Source organism: Salibaculum griseiflavum, assembly GCF_003129565.1.
GTDB classification, from domain to species: domain Bacteria; phylum Pseudomonadota; class Alphaproteobacteria; order Rhodobacterales; family Rhodobacteraceae; genus Salibaculum; species Salibaculum griseiflavum.
In genome coordinates this window covers 40984-57477 of record NZ_QETF01000012.1, presented here as the reverse complement: position 1 = coordinate 57477, position 16494 = coordinate 40984, and the positions used below count along the sequence as shown (strand labels likewise).

At 64.4% G+C, this 16494-nt stretch carries 21 protein-coding genes; 8 read left to right on the top strand and 13 right to left on the bottom strand.

Annotated elements, in window-relative coordinates:
- Nucleotides 1–144 precede the first annotated feature (144 nt).
- Both DFK10_RS11300 and phbB read left to right on the top strand, forming a co-directional pair.
- Entirely contained in the window at nucleotides 145–1317 is a 1173-nt protein-coding gene (locus DFK10_RS11300) for an acetyl-CoA C-acetyltransferase (protein WP_109389139.1), read from the top strand.
- A 57-nt stretch (nucleotides 1318–1374) separates the two neighbouring features.
- Nucleotides 1375–2097, top strand: a complete 723-nt coding sequence (phbB, locus tag DFK10_RS11295; protein WP_109389172.1) for an acetoacetyl-CoA reductase — start codon at nucleotides 1375–1377, stop codon at nucleotides 2095–2097.
- 69 nt (nucleotides 2098–2166) lie between these two features.
- Here phbB and DFK10_RS11290 read toward each other — a convergent pair whose 3' ends face one another.
- The 3 genes from DFK10_RS11290 to DFK10_RS11280 form a co-directional block, all read right to left on the bottom strand.
- Nucleotides 2167–2337 carry a DUF465 domain-containing protein gene (locus tag DFK10_RS11290; RefSeq protein WP_109389138.1) on the bottom strand — a complete coding sequence of 57 codons (171 nt, stop codon included), beginning with the start codon at nucleotides 2335–2337 and terminating at the stop codon, nucleotides 2167–2169.
- Between the two features lie 130 nt (nucleotides 2338–2467).
- Nucleotides 2468–3217 carry a tRNA1(Val) (adenine(37)-N6)-methyltransferase gene (locus DFK10_RS11285; protein WP_109389137.1) on the bottom strand — a complete coding sequence of 250 codons (750 nt, stop codon included), beginning with the start codon at nucleotides 3215–3217 and terminating at the stop codon, nucleotides 2468–2470.
- A 3-nt stretch (nucleotides 3218–3220) separates the two neighbouring features.
- Nucleotides 3221–3436, bottom strand: a complete 216-nt coding sequence (locus tag DFK10_RS11280) for a putative signal transducing protein (protein ID WP_109389136.1) — start codon at nucleotides 3434–3436, stop codon at nucleotides 3221–3223.
- A 54-nt stretch (nucleotides 3437–3490) separates the two neighbouring features.
- Here DFK10_RS11280 and DFK10_RS11275 point away from each other — a divergent pair, with 54 nt between their 5' ends.
- Complete coding sequence (locus DFK10_RS11275; protein ID WP_109389135.1) at nucleotides 3491–4486, top strand: polyprenyl synthetase family protein; 996 nt, start codon at nucleotides 3491–3493, stop codon at nucleotides 4484–4486.
- On the opposite strand, the gene DFK10_RS11270 is transcribed toward DFK10_RS11275, so the two are convergent.
- From DFK10_RS11270 to DFK10_RS11260, 3 genes are all read right to left on the bottom strand, one after another.
- Nucleotides 4483–5340, bottom strand: coding sequence for a 4-(cytidine 5'-diphospho)-2-C-methyl-D-erythritol kinase (locus tag DFK10_RS11270; protein WP_109389134.1), 858 nt, complete (start codon nucleotides 5338–5340; stop codon nucleotides 4483–4485). The genes DFK10_RS11275 and DFK10_RS11270 overlap by 4 nt on opposite strands.
- Nucleotides 5327–7021, bottom strand: a complete 1695-nt coding sequence (locus DFK10_RS11265) for a tetratricopeptide repeat protein (RefSeq protein ID WP_235866829.1) — start codon at nucleotides 7019–7021, stop codon at nucleotides 5327–5329. Before DFK10_RS11265 ends, DFK10_RS11270 begins: the two co-directional genes overlap by 14 nt.
- A gap of 129 nt (nucleotides 7022–7150) precedes the next feature.
- Nucleotides 7151–8800, bottom strand: coding sequence for an electron transfer flavoprotein-ubiquinone oxidoreductase (locus tag DFK10_RS11260; RefSeq protein WP_109389132.1), 1650 nt, complete (start codon nucleotides 8798–8800; stop codon nucleotides 7151–7153).
- Between the two features lie 227 nt (nucleotides 8801–9027).
- Here DFK10_RS11260 and greA point away from each other — a divergent pair, with 227 nt between their 5' ends.
- Both greA and DFK10_RS11250 read left to right on the top strand, forming a co-directional pair.
- Nucleotides 9028–9498: a transcription elongation factor GreA gene (greA, locus tag DFK10_RS11255; RefSeq protein WP_109389131.1), complete on the top strand. Its 471-nt coding sequence runs from the start codon at nucleotides 9028–9030 to the stop codon at nucleotides 9496–9498.
- 24 nt (nucleotides 9499–9522) lie between these two features.
- Nucleotides 9523–10533, top strand: a complete 1011-nt coding sequence (locus tag DFK10_RS11250; RefSeq protein ID WP_109389171.1) for a hypothetical protein — start codon at nucleotides 9523–9525, stop codon at nucleotides 10531–10533.
- Between the two features lie 516 nt (nucleotides 10534–11049).
- Here DFK10_RS11250 and DFK10_RS11245 read toward each other — a convergent pair.
- The gene (locus DFK10_RS11245; protein ID WP_109389130.1) at nucleotides 11050–11631 is read right to left on the bottom strand and encodes a GNAT family N-acetyltransferase; all 582 of its coding nucleotides are present in this window, start codon (nucleotides 11629–11631) and stop codon (nucleotides 11050–11052) included.
- Nucleotides 11628–12221, bottom strand: a complete 594-nt coding sequence (gene mobA, locus DFK10_RS11240) for a molybdenum cofactor guanylyltransferase MobA (RefSeq protein WP_109389129.1) — start codon at nucleotides 12219–12221, stop codon at nucleotides 11628–11630. The genes DFK10_RS11245 and mobA overlap by 4 nt, the downstream gene beginning before the upstream one ends.
- Before the next feature lie 64 nt (nucleotides 12222–12285).
- On the opposite strand from mobA, the gene DFK10_RS11235 reads away from it, so the two are divergent.
- Nucleotides 12286–12999 carry an AzlC family ABC transporter permease gene (locus tag DFK10_RS11235; RefSeq protein ID WP_109389128.1) on the top strand — a complete coding sequence of 238 codons (714 nt, stop codon included), beginning with the start codon at nucleotides 12286–12288 and terminating at the stop codon, nucleotides 12997–12999.
- The gene (locus DFK10_RS11230) at nucleotides 12996–13328 is read left to right on the top strand and encodes an AzlD domain-containing protein (protein WP_109389127.1); all 333 of its coding nucleotides are present in this window, start codon (nucleotides 12996–12998) and stop codon (nucleotides 13326–13328) included. Before DFK10_RS11235 ends, DFK10_RS11230 begins: the two co-directional genes overlap by 4 nt.
- Here DFK10_RS11230 and DFK10_RS11225 read toward each other — a convergent pair.
- From DFK10_RS11225 to DFK10_RS11210, 4 genes are all read right to left on the bottom strand, one after another.
- Nucleotides 13309–13923: a hypothetical protein gene (locus DFK10_RS11225; protein ID WP_109389126.1), complete on the bottom strand. Its 615-nt coding sequence runs from the start codon at nucleotides 13921–13923 to the stop codon at nucleotides 13309–13311. The genes DFK10_RS11230 and DFK10_RS11225 overlap by 20 nt on opposite strands.
- A gap of 15 nt (nucleotides 13924–13938) precedes the next feature.
- Complete coding sequence (locus DFK10_RS11220; RefSeq protein ID WP_109389125.1) at nucleotides 13939–14073, bottom strand: aa3-type cytochrome c oxidase subunit IV; 135 nt, start codon at nucleotides 14071–14073, stop codon at nucleotides 13939–13941.
- Between the two features lie 78 nt (nucleotides 14074–14151).
- The gene (locus DFK10_RS11215) at nucleotides 14152–14637 is read right to left on the bottom strand and encodes a DUF6173 family protein (RefSeq protein ID WP_109389124.1); all 486 of its coding nucleotides are present in this window, start codon (nucleotides 14635–14637) and stop codon (nucleotides 14152–14154) included.
- Between the two features lie 17 nt (nucleotides 14638–14654).
- Nucleotides 14655–15113 carry an Lrp/AsnC family transcriptional regulator gene (locus tag DFK10_RS11210; RefSeq protein WP_217810139.1) on the bottom strand — a complete coding sequence of 153 codons (459 nt, stop codon included), beginning with the start codon at nucleotides 15111–15113 and terminating at the stop codon, nucleotides 14655–14657.
- A 105-nt stretch (nucleotides 15114–15218) separates the two neighbouring features.
- On the opposite strand from DFK10_RS11210, the gene DFK10_RS11205 reads away from it, so the two are divergent.
- A complete protein-coding gene (locus tag DFK10_RS11205) occupies nucleotides 15219–15461 on the top strand; it encodes a DUF6356 family protein (RefSeq protein WP_109389122.1) in 243 nt (80 codons plus the stop codon).
- A gap of 2 nt (nucleotides 15462–15463) precedes the next feature.
- On the opposite strand, the gene DFK10_RS11200 is transcribed toward DFK10_RS11205, so the two are convergent.
- On the bottom strand, nucleotides 15464–16489 hold the full coding sequence (locus tag DFK10_RS11200; RefSeq protein WP_109389121.1) for an MBL fold metallo-hydrolase: 1026 nt from the start codon (nucleotides 16487–16489) through the stop codon (nucleotides 15464–15466).
- Between the last annotated feature and the right edge of the window lie 5 nt (nucleotides 16490–16494).

Genomic DNA, 16494 nt, shown 5'->3' with positions numbered 1-16494 from the left:
AAATTACGCTCACATGCCGTGATCCATGTTGCAGTTGCAGCATGTACCCCCTAAGAGGGAGGGGAACGGCGGGTCGGGGCCCGTGCGATTCCGCGTCTGGCTCCTTGCCGCCATTGAATTGACGGATCAGGAGAGGACTCACCCATGACCAACGTCGTTATCGCATCTGCCGCACGCACCGCCGTGGGCAGTTTCGGCGGTTCCTTCGCCAATACACCCGCCCATGACCTCGGCGCTGCCGTGCTGGAGGCTGTGGTCGAACGCGCCGGCGTCGACAAGGGCGAGGTATCGGAAACCATTCTCGGCCAGGTGCTGACCGCCGCGCAGGGCCAGAACCCCGCCCGCCAGGCGCATATCAATGCGGGTCTGCCGCAGGAAAGCGCGGCCTGGGGGATCAACCAGGTCTGTGGGTCCGGCTTGCGGGCCGTGGCGCTGGGCGCGCAGCACATCATGCTGGGCGATGCCAGCATCGTCGCCGCCGGGGGGCAGGAGAACATGTCGATGTCCGCCCATGCCGCGAACCTGCGCCAGGGTCAGAAGATGGGCGACATGAAGTTCATAGACACCATGATCCGCGATGGTCTGTGGGATGCCTTCAACGGCTACCACATGGGCCAGACCGCCGAGAACGTTGCCGAGAAGTGGCAGATTTCCCGCGACCAGCAGGACGCCTTTGCGCTGGCCAGCCAGAACAAGGCCGAGGCCGCCCAGAAGGCCGGCAAGTTCGATGACGAGGTCGTCGCTTTCACCGTCAAGACCCGCAAGGGCGATATCGTGGTCGACAAGGATGAGTATATCCGCCACGGCGCGACGCTTGAGGCGATGGAAAAGATGCGTCCGGCCTTCACCAAGGACGGCACGGTGACGGCTGCGAATGCGTCGGGCATCAACGATGGTGCGGCTGCAACCCTGCTGATGAGCGCCGAAGAGGCCGAGAAACGCGGCATCGAGCCGCTGGCCCGTATCGCCAGCTATGCCACGGCCGGTCTGGACCCGTCGATCATGGGTGTGGGTCCGATCCATGCGTCCAAGAAGGCGCTGGAAAAGGCCGGTTGGTCCGTGGGCGACCTGGACCTGGTCGAAGCCAACGAAGCCTTTGCCGCGCAGGCCTGCGCCGTGAACAAGGACATGGGCTGGGACCCCGAGATCGTGAACGTGAACGGCGGCGCCATCGCCATCGGTCACCCGATCGGTGCCTCGGGCTGCCGTGTCCTGAACACGCTGCTGTTCGAGATGAAGCGCCGCGACGCCAAGAAAGGTCTGGCGACCCTCTGCATCGGTGGCGGCATGGGCGTCGCGCTCTGCGTCGAACGCTAAGATTTGCGGGCGCACCGCCCGGTGCGCCCACCCCAATACCCCGAAGGAGGAATGATCATGGGACGTGTTGCACTGGTTACCGGAGGCAGCCGCGGCATCGGCGCCGCCATTTCCAAGAAGCTGAAGGAAGACGGCTACGAGGTCGCCGCGACCTATGCCGGCAATGACGAGGCCGCGGCCAAGTTCACCGAGGAAACCGGCATCAAGACCTACAAGTGGAACGTCGCCGACTACGACGAATCCAAAGCCGGGATCGAAAAGGTCGAGTCGGAACTGGGTCCGATCGACGTGGTGGTGGCGAATGCCGGCATCACCAAGGATGCGCCGTTCCACAAGATGACCCCGGAACAATGGCACCAGGTGATCGACACCAACCTGACCGGTGTGTTCAACACCGTGCATCCGGTCTGGCCCGGCATGCGCGAACGCAAGTTCGGCCGGGTGATCGTGATTTCCTCGATCAACGGCCAGAAGGGTCAGTTCGCGCAGGTCAACTATGCCGCCACCAAGGCCGGTGACCTCGGCATCGTGAAATCGCTGGCCCAGGAAGGCGCCCGTGCGGGCATCACCGCCAATGCCGTCTGCCCCGGCTATATCGCCACCGAAATGGTTATGGCCGTGCCGGAAAAGGTCCGCGAGGCGATCATCGGCCAGATCCCGGCCGGGCGCCTTGGTGAGCCCGAGGAAATCGCGCGCTGCGTGTCCTTCCTGGCCTCGGACGAATCGGGCTTCATCAACGGGTCGACCATATCGGCCAACGGGGCGCAGTTCTTCGTCTGACGGATAGTTTGCCGCTGCAATAACAAAGGCCGCCCAGTGGGCGGCCTTTTCCGTGAGTGCCTCGGTGGATCATGCGCCTTCTTCGATGCGCGCGATCTCTTCCTTCAGTTGCAGCTTTTTCTTCTTCATTTGCGCCACTTCCAGATCGTTGCTTCCCGGGGCGCGTTGGGCGGTCTCAACGGCTTCGGATAGTTGGTCGTGCTTCTTCTTGAGCTCTTGAAGATGCGACATCATGCTCATGGGATTCCTCCGTGCTGTTGAGTTCAGGACAAGTGCAGCACACCTTGGCCGGTCTGTCACGCCGCAGGGCAGAAACCCGGGACGGCATGGGCACCTTGTCGCAGGAAACCCGCAAACCCTTGCTGAATGGTTAAGCGATGATCGGCAAGGCGGCGCCGTCGCGGAGCACCGCGCGAATCTCGGCGGTGTAGTCCTCCGCATCCGCGCCGTGCTCGGGTCCGTCATGGAGAATCAGTGGCGCGCAGAGGCGAAACGGTGCGCGGCCCTCCTTGCGGGCCGAGACCAGCACACGGTCGGCATCGCGCCCCGCACGCCCGGCGATCGGCCGGATCACGACGCTGCCCAGCCGGTCATCCATCGCTGTCAGAAGGTCCGGCAGGCGGTCGGCCTTCTGGATCAGGGTCAGGTAGCCCTTGGGCGCAAGGCGCCGCGTTGCAACGTCCAGCCAGTCGCGCAGCGGTGTGTCGCCGCCGAATGCCATCTCGCGGCCCGCAGTATCCGAGGAGGTGCCGAGCCTGCGGTCGAAATAGGGCGGGTTCGCGATGACATGGTCGAAGGACCGGTTGCGCAGATCGGCAGGCAGGGCGCGCAGGTCGGCGGTCTCGATCCGGGCGCTGATGCGGTTATCGGTGGCATTGCGGCGGGCGAGGTCGGCGTAGTCGGGCTGAAACTCGACCCCGGTCAGATCCAGGTCCGGAACCCGCGCGGCCAGGCAGAACAGCGCCGCGCCCACACCGCAGCCCAACTCCAGCACCGAATGCCCCGACCGTGCCGGTGTCGCGGCGGCCAGCAGGACCGGATCGACCCCAGCCCGGTAGCCCCGCCGGGGCTGATGCAGCACCAACCGCCCCCCCAGGAAGGCATCGCGGGTCACGTCCATCCGCTATTGCCCAAGATCGATATCATTGTCGCGCAGGATGGCGCTGGCCATGAAATGGTCGGCGTCACGCACCATGATGCGGCGCGGCAAAATGCCGACGCTGCCTTCGAGGACGCTCATATTTACGTCCAATTCGAAGACCACTATACCCTCACCGTCCAAAAGGGCCTTGGCAAAGGCGATCACGGTCGGGTCGTTGCTGCGCAGAAGTTCCTTCATCCCATTGACCTAAGGCGAAACATACGCCTTTGTCGAGCATCTGACGGAGAGTTCATGAGCGTCGATACCGCCACCAAACCCCACGACCGCCTGGCCGAGGCGCTGGCCGAGGACATGGGGCGCGTCAACACGATGATCCGCGAGCGGATGGCCTCGGAACACGCTCCGCGCATCCCCGAGGTCACGGCCCACCTGGTCGAAGCGGGTGGCAAGCGACTCCGGCCCATGCTGACGCTCGGGGCGGCGCGGATGTGCGGCTATGACGGACCTTATCATGTGCATCTGGCCGCGACGGTGGAATTCATCCACACCGCGACCCTGCTGCATGACGATGTCGTGGACGAAAGCCAGCAGCGGCGCGAGCGGCCCACGGCGAACCTGTTGTGGGACAATACCTCGTCCGTTCTGGTGGGGGATTACCTGTTCGCGCGGTCTTTCCAGCTGATGACCGAAACAGGCTCGATCCGCGTTTTGCGCATCCTGTCCAATGCGGCGGCCACCATCGCCGAAGGCGAGGTGCTGCAACTGACCGCCGCACGCGACCTCGCCACGACCGAGGAGACCTATCTCAAGATCGTGCGCGGCAAGACCGCAGCGCTGTTCTCGGCGGCGATGGAGGTGGGCGGTGTGATCGCCGGTCAGGATGACGCGCGCGTGCAGGCCATGTTCGACTATGGCGATGCGCTGGGCATCGCCTTCCAGATGGTGGACGATATCCTCGACTATGCGGGCAGTGATGCGACCGGCAAGAACATCGGCGACGATTTCCGCGAACGCAAACTGACCCTGCCGGTGATCAAGGCGGTGGCAAAGGCCGATGCCGAGGAACGCGCCTTCTGGCAGCGCACCATCGAGAAGGGCAAGCAGGACGACGGTGACCTCGGAACCGCTTTGGCCCTGCTGGACAAGCACGCTGCGATCGACGCGACCCGCGCCGAGGCCGTCGCCTGGGCGGATCGTGCCAAGGCAGCGTTGGCCGGGCTACCGGACCATCCCATCCGGGGCATGCTGATCGACTTGGCCGACTACGTGGTGGCGCGGCTGCGCTAGAGGTTCCATTCCTCGCTGGCCGCGACCCACCAGTCGGGACGGGCGGTTCGGATGGCCGCTGCGGCGGCGTCGCGGGTCGCTGCATCCTCGAAGATGCCGAAACAGGTCGCCCCGGATCCGGACATGCGCACCAACTGGTTGCCCGGCTGGGCGTCCAGCGCCTCCAACACCTCGCCGATGACCGGCGCCGCGGCGATAGCGGGCTCTTGCAGGTCGTTGCGCTGCTCTGCCAGCCAGCCGACCCACGAATCGATCTCGAACGGGTCGGGCATGTCACCGGGCAGGGGGGGATTGTCCTTGCACCGCAGCCCCTTGAACACCTCTGGCGTGGACAGGGCGATGCCGGGATTGACCAGAACGATGTCAAGCATCGGCGCCGGGCCGAGCGGGGTCAGGGCCTCACCGATTCCCTCCATCCGCAGCAATCCTGGGTGCATGCAGACGGGTATATCGGCGCCCAGCGGCAGGACCTCGGCGGCGGTGGGAAGTGGCATGTCCCAGAGGGTAGCCAGCGCGCGCAGGGTCGCTGCGGCGTCGGAGGAGCCGCCACCGATCCCGGCGGCAACGGGCAGGGCCTTGTGCAGGTGAATCCGTGCGCCGCGATCCGGGTCAAGCAACCGCGCCGCGCGCAGCACCAGGTTGTCCGCCTCCATCGACAGGCTGTCCGCAAACGGGCCATCAATGGTCAGACTCAGGTCGTCTGCGAGTGTGGCGGTGATCGTATCGCCGGTGGCGGCAAACATCACAAGCGAATCGAGCTCGTGATAGCCGTCAGGCCGCTGCCCCGTGACATGCAGGCAAAGGTTCAACTTGGCCGGTGCAAAGGCGGTGACGCTGTCCTTACTGGCGGTCATAGGCCATGTCGGCTGGGTCCTGGTCCTCTTCCCTAAGAACCTCGGTCAGCCCGACCTCCAGCTTGCGGCGGATGCGCTCGGCCAGGTCGGGCTCGGGGTCGAAGGACAGGGCCCGCTGCCACTGGAAATACGCCTCGGCCTCGCGGCCCACCATCCAGTAGGTGTCGCCGAGGTGATCGGTAATGATCGCGTCAAGCGGTTCCAGTTCAACGGCCCGTTCCATGTGGGTGACGGCTTCGTCATAGCGGCCCAGCTTGAACAGCACCCAACCGAGGCTGTCGGTGATGGCGCCACTGTCTGGGCGGGCCTTGGCAGCCTGTTCGATCATGGCCAGAGCCTCGTCCAGGTTGATGCCCATTTCTACCATGGAATAACCGAGGTAGTTCAGCACCGAAGGCTGGCCGGGGTTGAGGCGAAGGGCCTCGCGGAAATCGGCCTCGGCGGCGTCCCACTGGCCCAGTCTTTCATGGGTGATGCCGCGCGCATATGTGACCCACCAGACCGATGGGTCGTCCTCGGGATAGAGCGACAAGGCGGTATCATAAGCGGCATTGGCCTTCTCGTACTCCTGTTCCCGGCGCAGGATGTCGCCCAATGCGGTATGCACCATCGGAAAATCCGCATGGCTGCGGGACAGTTGCGAAAGCACCTCGATCGCCGCGGCAGTCTTGCCATCAGACCGAAGCGCCTCGGCTCGGCCCAGTTCGGCGGCCAGGAAGGCGGGATCGTCCGTGGCGACCTTGGCGAAGGTGGCGGCGGCCAGGTCATGCTGGCCGATATCGTCCAGCAGGTTGGCCGCCGCGATATGGGCATCGGCGCGGTCCGGGTCGATATGGGCGGCAGACTGCGCATACATGAGCAGGTAAGCGTCTTCGGCCTCGCCCCGCAGGGCCTGTGCCAGGCTCAGGAACAGGTAGGCCATGGCCTCGCGCGGTGTTTCGGCCACGCCGATGCCCTCCGGCGCGATGCCGGCGGCGAGGCTTTCACGGATTGCCTGCAATTCGGGATTGGGGCTCTGGCCGAAGGCCTGTTCCAGCACCTCGTGCGCCTGCTCGAACCGGCCCAGCCGGGCCAGCACCTGCACATGGGTCAGCACCGATGCCCGGGTCGGGATCACACCCTGATCGGGCGAACGCGACAGGATCGCATCGGCGCCTTCGAGATCGCCGACCATGGAAAGGGCCAAGGCCTTGTGAAGGTAACCGAAGCTCTGCAGTCCGGGCGTGTCGATCATCTCGTCGAACGTGTCCAGAGCCGAATCCATTCGCCCTTTGCCGACGAAGGCCCAAGCTTGCGTTATCCCGTCGATCATCGGCCCGACCTCGTGGCCGGATTCCAGCAGATCGAAGATCCCGTCCCAATCCTCGGTCCGGGCGGCTTCGGCCAGAAGGGTCAGGTTGGCCATCTGACTGGTCTGGCCGTCGTCATGCATGGCTTGGGCGACGGGCAATGCGGCATCCATCTCGCCGATGGCGATGAACGAGGTCAGCGCGTTTTCGCGCAATGCGGGATTGGCCGGATCGCGCGTCAGCGCCTGCCCGAAATACTTGGCTGCGGCATCGAAATCCTGCGTCAGACCAGCCTGACGCGCTGCCAGGTAAGACCCGAGGTCCGGTTCAGCGGCCACGGGTCCCGATACCAGGAGTGCGGCGACCAGGGCGAGGCTCAGGGGCTTGGGCACATGTCTCTCCGTAAAAGGGCGGCTTTTCATGAGTATAGCGCCCTCTCATTCGGGGCAAATCACAAGCTTGGGGGACGGCAATGCGCCGCCTGCTATATCAAAGGGCCCCGCGCGGGGCCCTTCTTGAAGTCACATATTCGGGTAATTCGGTCCGTCGCCGCCCTGCGGGACCGTCCAGTTGATGTTCTGACTCGGATCCTTGATGTCGCAGGTCTTGCAGTGCACGCAGTTCTGGAAATTGATGACGAATTGCTGCGTGCCGTCCTTTTCCACGACCTCGTAGACGCCGGCCGGGCAATAGCGTTGGGCCGGTTCGGCGTATGTCGGAAGGTTGACCGAGATCGGCACACTGGCATCCTTGAGGTGCAGATGCGCTGGCTGGCTTTCCTCGTGGTTGGTCATCGAATAGCTGACATTTGTCAGCCGGTCGAAGGACAGCGTGCCATCGGGCTTGGGATAGTCGATGGGCTGGTGCTTGTCCGCCGGCTCGGTGGCCTCGGCGTCGGATTTGCCCTGCTTCATCGTGCCGAACAGCGACAGGCCGAACAGGTTGTTCGTCCACATGTCGACGCCGCCGAGGGCAAGCGATGCCGTCAGTCCCCACTTGGACCACATCGGTTTAACGTTGCGGACCTTCTTGAGATCCTTGCCGATGGCGCCTTCGCGCACTTCGGCCTCATAGGCGGTCAGCTCATCGCCCGCGCGGTCGGCCTTGATCGCCTCAAAGGCGGCCTCGGCCGCGGCCTTGCCGGACAGCATGGCGTTGTGATTGCCCTTGATGCGCGGCACGTTGACCATGCCCACCGAACAGCCCAGCAGCGCCACGCCGGGTGCAACCATCTTGGGCATGGACTGGTAGCCGCCCTCGGAAATGGCGCGGGCGCCATAGGCCACGCGTTTGCCGCCCTTCAGCAGCTCGGCCACCATCGGGTGATGCTTGAAGCGCTGGAATTCCATGTAGGGATAAAGGTGCGGGTTCTTGTAGTTCAGGTGAACCACGAAGCCGACATAGACCTGGTTGTTTTCCAGGTGGTAGATGAACGACCCGCCGCCCGCGTTGCCGTTCAGCGGCCAGCCCATCGTGTGGGTCACCGACCCCTCGCGGTGCTTGTTGGGGTCGATTTCCCAGATTTCCTTCATGCCGAGGCCGAATTTCTGCGGCTCTTTCCCGGCGGAAAGGTCGTATTTCTCGATCACTTCCTTGGCCAGAGACCCGCGCACGCCCTCGGAGAGGAAGACGTAACGCCCATGCAGTTCCATCCCCGGTTCGGTGTTTTCGCCAATGCTGCCATCGGCCTCTAGGCCAAAGACCCCCGCGACAACGCCTTTCACTTCGCCATTGTCCCCGTAGACCAGTTCGGAACAGGCCATGCCGGGGAAAATCTCGACGCCGAGTTCCTCGGCCTGCTCGGCCATCCAGCGGCAGACATTGCCCATCGAGACGATATAGTTGCCGTGGTTGTTCATCAGCGGTGGCATGGGGAAGTTGGGGATACGGATCTGGCCCGCTTCGCCCAGCATGTAGAAATTGTCATCCTTGACGGGGACGTTCAGCGGCGCGCCCTTTTCCTTCCAGTCCGGGATCAGCGCGTCGAGACCGCAGGGGTCAAGAACCGCGCCCGACAGGATGTGCGCCCCGACCTCGGAGCCCTTTTCCAGCACCACGACATTCAGGTCGGCATCGAGCTGTTTGAGCCGGATCGCAGCCGACAGGCCGGCAGGCCCTGCGCCGACGATGACGACATCATATTCCATGGATTCGCGTTCGATCTCGGCCATTCCGGGCCTCCCCTGTCATGCGCGCAACTATGTTTCGCCTTGGTTACAGGACCGGCAATTCAAGGGCAATCGAGACACGACGTTAAATTGTCGCGTCGCGACCTGTGCGGGGCTTGCGGACACGCTTTCAGCCCATATTCTCCTGCATGGCGCATGCCCCCTTGAGGCCCAATGGTCCAAGGGGTTATGAACGCCCACTTGCTGTTTTACCTTTTCAGGACGGACCAATGGAAAAGATACCGCTGACTCGTGCCGGTTACACCAAGCTCGAAGCCGAGCTGAAGCAATTGAAGAGCGAGGAACGCCCGGCCATCATCAAGGCCATTGCCGAGGCGCGCGAACATGGCGATCTGTCCGAAAATGCCGAGTATCATTCCGCCAAGGAAAAGCAGTCCTTCATCGAGGGCCGCATCAAGGAGCTGGAGGGCGTGATGTCGCTGGCCGACGTGATCGACCCGGCAAAGATGTCGGGCGCGATCAAGTTCGGCGCCACGGTCGAGATCGTGGACGAGGATACCGACGAGGAGAAGACCTACCAGATCGTCGGTGAATACGAGGCCGATCTTGAAAACGGACGCCTCAACATAAAGTCGCCCCTTGCCCGTGCCCTGATCGGCAAGGAAGAGGGCGACAGCGTCGAAGTGCGCACGCCCGGCGGCGACCGCAGCTACGAGATCCTGAAGATTTCCTACCTCTAGGGCCGGAGACCCGCGATAATGGCGATGCGCCCCACCAAGGCCGACGCGGCCCTCAAGGCAGGAGAAAAGCCCGAGGGGCTGCGCCTCTCGGCTGTGGAAATCATTGCCGGCGCGCTCAGCCTGGTGTGGCTGGCGGCGGCGGCGCTGTTCTTCCTCATCCTGCCCACGGAAACCGAGGGCGGCGGGTTCGACACCATGGGGTTCGTGATGACCCTTTTGGCGGTGTTCCTGCCCATTGCGGTGATCTGGGTGGCCGCCATTGCCATGCGCTCGGCCCGGATCGTGCGCGAGGAATCGCGTCGGTTGCAGGCGGCCATCGACGCCATGCGTCAGACCTACGTGGCCGACCGGCAGGCGCGCGGGGCGGGCGGCATGGACCCGACCGTCGAGAAGAAGCTCAACGAGATCGCCAAGGCCGCGCAAAAGACAGAGACCGCGCTGGCGACCTTCACCTCGGCGCGGCCCGCCCAGGCTGCCACGCGTCTTGCCCCCGCGCCCAAGCCCGAACCGGGCGACGACCAGCCGACCCTTGCCCTTGGCACCAGCGCCGAGGACATGACCCCGCCGATCCAGCGGTCCGATCTTGTGCGCGCGCTGAACTTTCCCGACACCCAGGATGACGAAGTCGGCTTCGCCGCCCTGCGCCGGGCGCTCAAGGACCATTCCGCCCGCCAGCTGATCCAGGCCAGCCAGGACGTGCTGACCCTGCTCAGCCAGGACGGCATTTACATGGACGACCTGCGCCCCGATCGGGCGCGCCCGGAATTCTGGCGCCGCTTTGCACGGGGTGAGCGTGGCAAGGCCGTGGCCGCTCTGGGCGGTGTGCGTGACCGCTCTTCGCTGGCATTGACGGCGGGCCGGATGCGCGAGGACACGATCTTTCGCGATGCGGCGCACCATTTCCTGCGCAAGTTCGACCAGATGCTCGAAAGTTTTGAGCCCGAGGCCAGCGACGAGGATATCGCCGCCCTTGCCGAGACCCGCACGGCGCGGGCCTTCATGCTGCTGGGGCGCGTGACGGGGGCCTTCGACTAGGCGGCGCCCCCCGGACAGCAGATGCCGGGGGAAAGCGGTGGCCTGAACACCCGTTCAGCTTCCTTGAGGAAGAGAATCGGACGGCTGCTTTGCGGGACGAAGCGGTCATTCTGTAGCCCGGGCCGAATAGCACCGAAGGTGCCGGCCTATCGCCAGACCGCCCACGGGGCTGGCGATCAGGTTGGGCTGGGTGCATCGCTCATGCGGCGCGCGAACATGGCAGGGATAAAGCGCGCAGAAAAGGCGTCGGTCGCCATCCCGCGGTCTGTCGACAGGCCACCCGACAAACGTCGGACATGGGTTCGACCTGCCTTTCGCCGCAGTCGGCCTGAGTGTCCGCCCGGGCCGGCACGTGCCGTTCGCGAAGGGTCGCTCCGAACTCTGCAAGCCCCGCTCCCTGCGCAAAGCTGCCGCTCGGGGGGCGGCCAAGTGGCGTGCATTCGGGTCGCGGGGGTGCGCGCGGAGCGGCACGACGGCCCGCCGCGCTGATCGGGGTGCAAGGGCGGCGTCGGCCGTTCAGCCCACGCGCCGGATCATCGTCGTGGCGCTGCGAAATCCGAAGACATGGCGCAGCACGCCCAGCCTGTGTTCGCCGCCCGGCACGAAACCCTGCCGTTCATACAAGGCGCGGGCGCGCGGGTTGCTGTCGATGACGTCCAGCCGAAGCTCGGAATAGCCGCGCCCCGCGGCCTCTTTCGCGATGGCGTCCAGCAGGGCGGTGCCGATGCCTCGACCGCGGTCCTCGGGCGCGACGATGATCCCGTCCATCAGGAAGCGATGATTTTCCACCTCGCGCTCCAGCAGGGCGAGCATCCCGGCCCGCCATGTCCCCCCAAGCCGGCCGTAATGGCGCGTCATGTCCCCCAACCCGCCACCGACAAAGGCGCCCTCATAGGTCTTGAAGCCCACAAGTCCCAGCAATTCACCCGCCGGGTTGCGCATGGTGATCGCGTGGGCCGGGTCCATCACGTCCTGCAGGAAACCAAGGGCGCGGGCGCGTGGCCCCATCACCCGCCCGAGCTTTTCTCCGAAGGCCTCCCAGTAGAGCGCCGCGATACGTGGCCGCTCCTCATCAGCGAAGCCGCGGCTGATGCTCATGTAGCGTTGGCCAAGGCAGCTTCGGCGCGCGCCAGGTCTTCGGGCCGGTTTACATTGAGAAAGGCCGAGGGCTCGGTTGTCGGGAAATGGGCCTGTGCAGCGCCAAACTGGTCGGTCCAGTCGGTGACCTTGCGAACCCCACTGTCCAAGGCGGCGGAAAGGTCCGGGCGCAGGTCCACGGGCCAGAGTCCAAAGGTCGGGTGCAGGCCGCTTTCGTCCGCCGCGATGGCCAGCCCCACAGGGTGCGCCTCGGCCGCCAGCAAAAGCCGCGGCACCAGATCGCAGGGAAAGAAGGGCACGTCGACCGGCACGGTCACGACGTGGCGTGCGCCCATCGCCGCCGCCCAGTCCAGGGCGGCCAGAATCCCGGCCAACGGGCCGGGGTGGCCAGTGATGCTGTCGGGCAGCCGCGTGAACTCGGTCGGCAAGTCCGTATTGGTGTTTACCGCCAAGGCGGCGACCTGCGGCTCCAGCCGGTCGATCGCCCGTTGCAGCAGCGTTTGGCCGCCCAGGATCAAGGTGGCCTTGTCCGTGTGCCCCATTCGCGTGCCGCGCCCGCCTGCCAGTATCACGCCCAGCGGCTGTGTCATCGGTTGCCTTGCTCCTTGCGGCGCGATAGTCCGAACCGTCGCTATCGAACCTTAGGTCAGTCCCTTGGCCCGAACCAAGCCAAAAAACACGTATTACCTGGGCCTGCGTGACGGGCTTCCCTTCCTGTTGGTGACTGGGCCCTTCGGATTGCTGTTCGGTGTGGTGGCGGCCGAGGCCGGTTTGACCACACCGCAGGCGCTGGCCTTTTCCACCGTTGTCTTCGCCGGCGCAGCGCAATTCGCCGCCCTGCAATTGATGGTCGAGAACGCCCCGGTGCTGATCATCGTCGCCACCGCGCTGGCGGTGAACCTGCGCATGGCGATGTATTCGGCATGGCTGGCGCCCTGGCTGGGCGCCGCGCCGCTCTGGCAGAGGGCATTGGCGGGCTATCTGAACGTGGACCAGAGCTTTGCCTGTTCTGCGATGCGCTTCGAACAATACCCCGACTGGACAGTGTCGCAGCGCCTGGGCTTCTTTTTCGGCGTGGTCACCCCCATCGCACCGTTCTGGGTGGCGATGACCGCGCTGGGCCTGTGGTTGGGCGAAGGAATCCCCGACTGGCTGGCGCTGGATTTTGCCCTGCCGATCTGCTTTCTGGCCATGATCGGCCCCATGATGCGCACGCTGGCACATCTGGCGGCGGCCTTCACCTCGGTCGTGCTGGCCCTTGTGTTGGCAGGGGTGCCCTACAATCTTGGCCTGCTTGTTGCGGCTCTTGTGGCGATGATGGTGGGTGCCCAGGTCGAGCTGTGGCAGGCGCGGAGGGTTCAGACATGAGCGACGCGACGATCTGGACGATCATCGTGGCGGTGGGGATCGGCACCTTCCTTCTGCGGTTTTCCTTCCTCGGGGTCCTGGGGGCCGCGCGGCTGCCGGACTGGGTGCTGCGGCATCTGCGCTATACCGCCGTCGCGGTTCTGCCCGGGCTGGTGGCGCCGCTGGTTCTGTGGCCCGCTGCCACCGGGGGCACACCAGACCTGCCACGTTTCGCGGCGGCGGTTGTGACTGTGGGGGTGGGCTATCTCACACGGAACGTGATCGGCGCAATGGGTGCCGGGGCAATCACGCTCTACGCAGTTTTGTGGCTTACTGGCCTGTCCGGATAGCCCGGTCGATCTGTGCGGCAGCGACGGATTTGTCGTCGCTGTCAGTCTCGCGGTATTCCGAGGTTTGCACTCCTGGCACACGGGCAAACTGATCGGCCAGGTTGTTGGGGAAAATCGTCGTCCGGATGAAGCCGAACCCCGGCAATTGCGCGAGAATGCGCGAGGTATGCGTCGTGCACAGCGATTTCGGCGTGGGGCCGTTTTCCATCACCAGCCGCATCGCCAGTTCGGCGGTTTCGGGTGAAACCTCAACATACTGTATCAGCGTGTAGTAGGTGATCCGCGAATGATAGGAAATATAGAACTGCTCGATCCGCGGCGTGATGCCGAAATGCACGTCGTTGCGTTCGGGGATCGAGGGGTGGCCGAATGTGCCGGCCGGATCGAAAAGCACCCTTTGGCTGGCATTGATCATCAGACCGGTATGCGCACCGTTGTCGCTACCGGTATTCTTCATGGTGAACAGCGTCAGGGACTTCGGCCCGGGATGGGAATAGGCCTTTGCCGCCACGAATTCATCGGGTGCCCACACGCGGGGCGCCCCGCAGGCGGCAAGGGCCAGCGGCGCGGTCAGGATGAATTTGCGGCGGTCCATGACGGGGCTGCCCGATCAGCCGTTGATCAGCGCAAGCAGGATCAGCGCCACGATGATCACGATGGTGGTGCGCACCGTGAATGTCATGAACCCGGCAAAGGTCTTTTCCTGTTCGGTGATGTCCATCTCACCGTGCTTGTGGTCTGCCATGTCGTTCCCTCGGAAATCCAGCTTTCGATGCAGCGGATGTAGCCCATTCCGGCGGCCCTGTCAGCCCCGATCCGGCGGTCAGCCTGTCGCATCCTCGTTTTCACCCGCTCCGGCCTCGTCCTGGAGATCGCGCGCCAGTCGGAATCCGATCCGGGTTGGCTCCTTGCGGTCGATATGCTTGGGCAGGGCCCGGAGCATCACAGAGAGCTGGCTCACATGCTGGATCAGCTGCGTCTTGATCCCGTTTGCGTCGGATCCGTAAAACGTAATGATGTCAGGATCGAAGAACCCCATCCCCTCGATCCGCATGACGCCGCTGTCACTGCCGGCAAAGCCCATGGCGATCTCGTGCTCGTCATCGAGCTGTTCCTCGAAGTTCTGGATGTAGAGAATCAGGCGCTCATAAGCCCATTCCGCCGGGCTCTTCTGCTGCACCGGGGTCTTGGCGATCGCATCCGGCAAGGGTTTTTGCGAGGGGGACTCGTCATCCGCGTGGACCTCATGGCGGCGGGGCAGGGCCTGGGCCTCTATCGCCTCGGCTGTGGTCTTGATGTCGTTTTCCATTCCGGCCTCCGGCTGTGTCACAACGGCAGGGCCGTCGTTTCCTTGATTTCCTCCATAACGAAACTGGCCGACATATCCGAGACCGGAACCTGCGCGATCACACGTTTGTAAAAGGCGTCATAGGCGGCCACATCCGCGACACGCACCCGCAGCAGGTAATCCAGGTCGCCGGACATGCGGTAGACGCCCACCACTTCGGGCATGGCGCGAACGATGCGCTGGAACCTGTCCATCCAGCGGGCGTCATGGGTGTTGGTGCGCACAAGGACCATGACCTCCAACGGGCAACCCAGCTTGACCGGATCGGCCAGGGCGACGCGCCCGGTGATGATGCCGGCTTCTTCCATCTGCCGGATGCGCCGCCAGACCGCGTTGCGCGACAAGGCCACCCGTTCCGAGATTTCGTCGGCGGTCAGCGTGGCGTCCTGCTGCAGCAATGCAAGGATTTTGCGGCTCAGATCGTCCAATTCTGCCATTATGTGAGATCATATCCCAAGAATTTCGACTACCGCCCCATTCTTTGAGATCAGACGTCGCGGTGCAAGCGCTAAGATGGCGGCAGTTCAGATCAAGGAGGTCCCATGACCGACACCACCGACCAATCCCATCGCGCCAGCCTTGCCCGCCGGGTGTTCCTCGACCATCCCGCAAGCGTCGAAGAGAGCTATCTGCAGCATATGGGCTTTGCCTTGCGTTTTGCCTTCTGGCTGGCCGTTGCGGCGGGTGCTGCGCTGATTCATGCCGTGGTGCCGGCGCTGTGCGAGAAGACCGCCAGCCGCATCGTGGCACGGCTATACGCGCGCACGGCCAACCGGGGGCAATAGCGTCAGGCGGCCTGAAACCACCAGGCGCCGTCTTCCCGCAATTCCCGAGTGGCCTGTCCTGTCTGATACAGGTGGTTCAGATGGGCCAAGGCTTCGACCAGGGCCAGCCCGTATTGGCCGCCGGAAATCTCGCGCTTGAAGATCGGAAGGAAGCAATCGCCTGCGCGGCGCGGTTCGGCCAGGTGATCCATCAGCCGCCGCAAGGCCCCATGGTGGTTCTCGATCAGCTGCGTCAGGCGCAAGGGTAGTCCGGTAAAGGGTAGCTTGTGCCCGCCCAAGACAAGATGGCGGTCCTCGGCCAAGGGTTGAAACCGCGCGCAGCTGTCCAGCCATTCGGCCAGGGGGTCCGCCTCCGGTTCGGTCGGATAGACCCCGATATTGGGGCTGATCGAGGGCAGCAACTGGTCACCAGCAATCACAAGGTCGTCGTCGCGCGACCAGAACGTCGCATGTTCCGGGGCGTGGCCATTCCCCATCCGGACGTCCCAGTCGCGGCCGCCCATGCGGATCACTTGTCCTTCTTGCAGCCGGGTATAGCCCAGCGGCAAGGGATGCGTGCAATCGGCAAAGTTGAAGGGCCGTTCGCTACGGCGACTTTCCAAGATCTGCGGGTCCATGCCCGCACGTTCGTAGAAGGTGATCGACCGGGCCGGATAGGCCGGCTGTTCGTCCAGTTGCAGCATCCGCGCCATCAGCCAACCGGTGCGTGGCATGGCCAGGTCCGCGCCCGCCTCCTGAAACCAGCCGGCCAGGCCCATGTGGTCGGGGTGGTGGTGGGTGCAGATGACGCGGGTGACGGGCTTGCCGGCCAGCGGTCCGGCAAGGATCGTTTCCCATATGCCCCGCGACTTGCGGCTGTCAAAGCCGGTGTCGATCAGGGTCCAGCCGTCGCCCTCGTCCAGTGCGTAGACGTTGACATGGTCCAGTGCCATGGGAAGGGGCAGGCGCAGCCATAGGACGCCTTCGGCAATCTCCGTAGCCGCGCCGTGCTCTGGCGGTGTGTCCCAAGGATAGCGGATGCCGGTCATGGCCG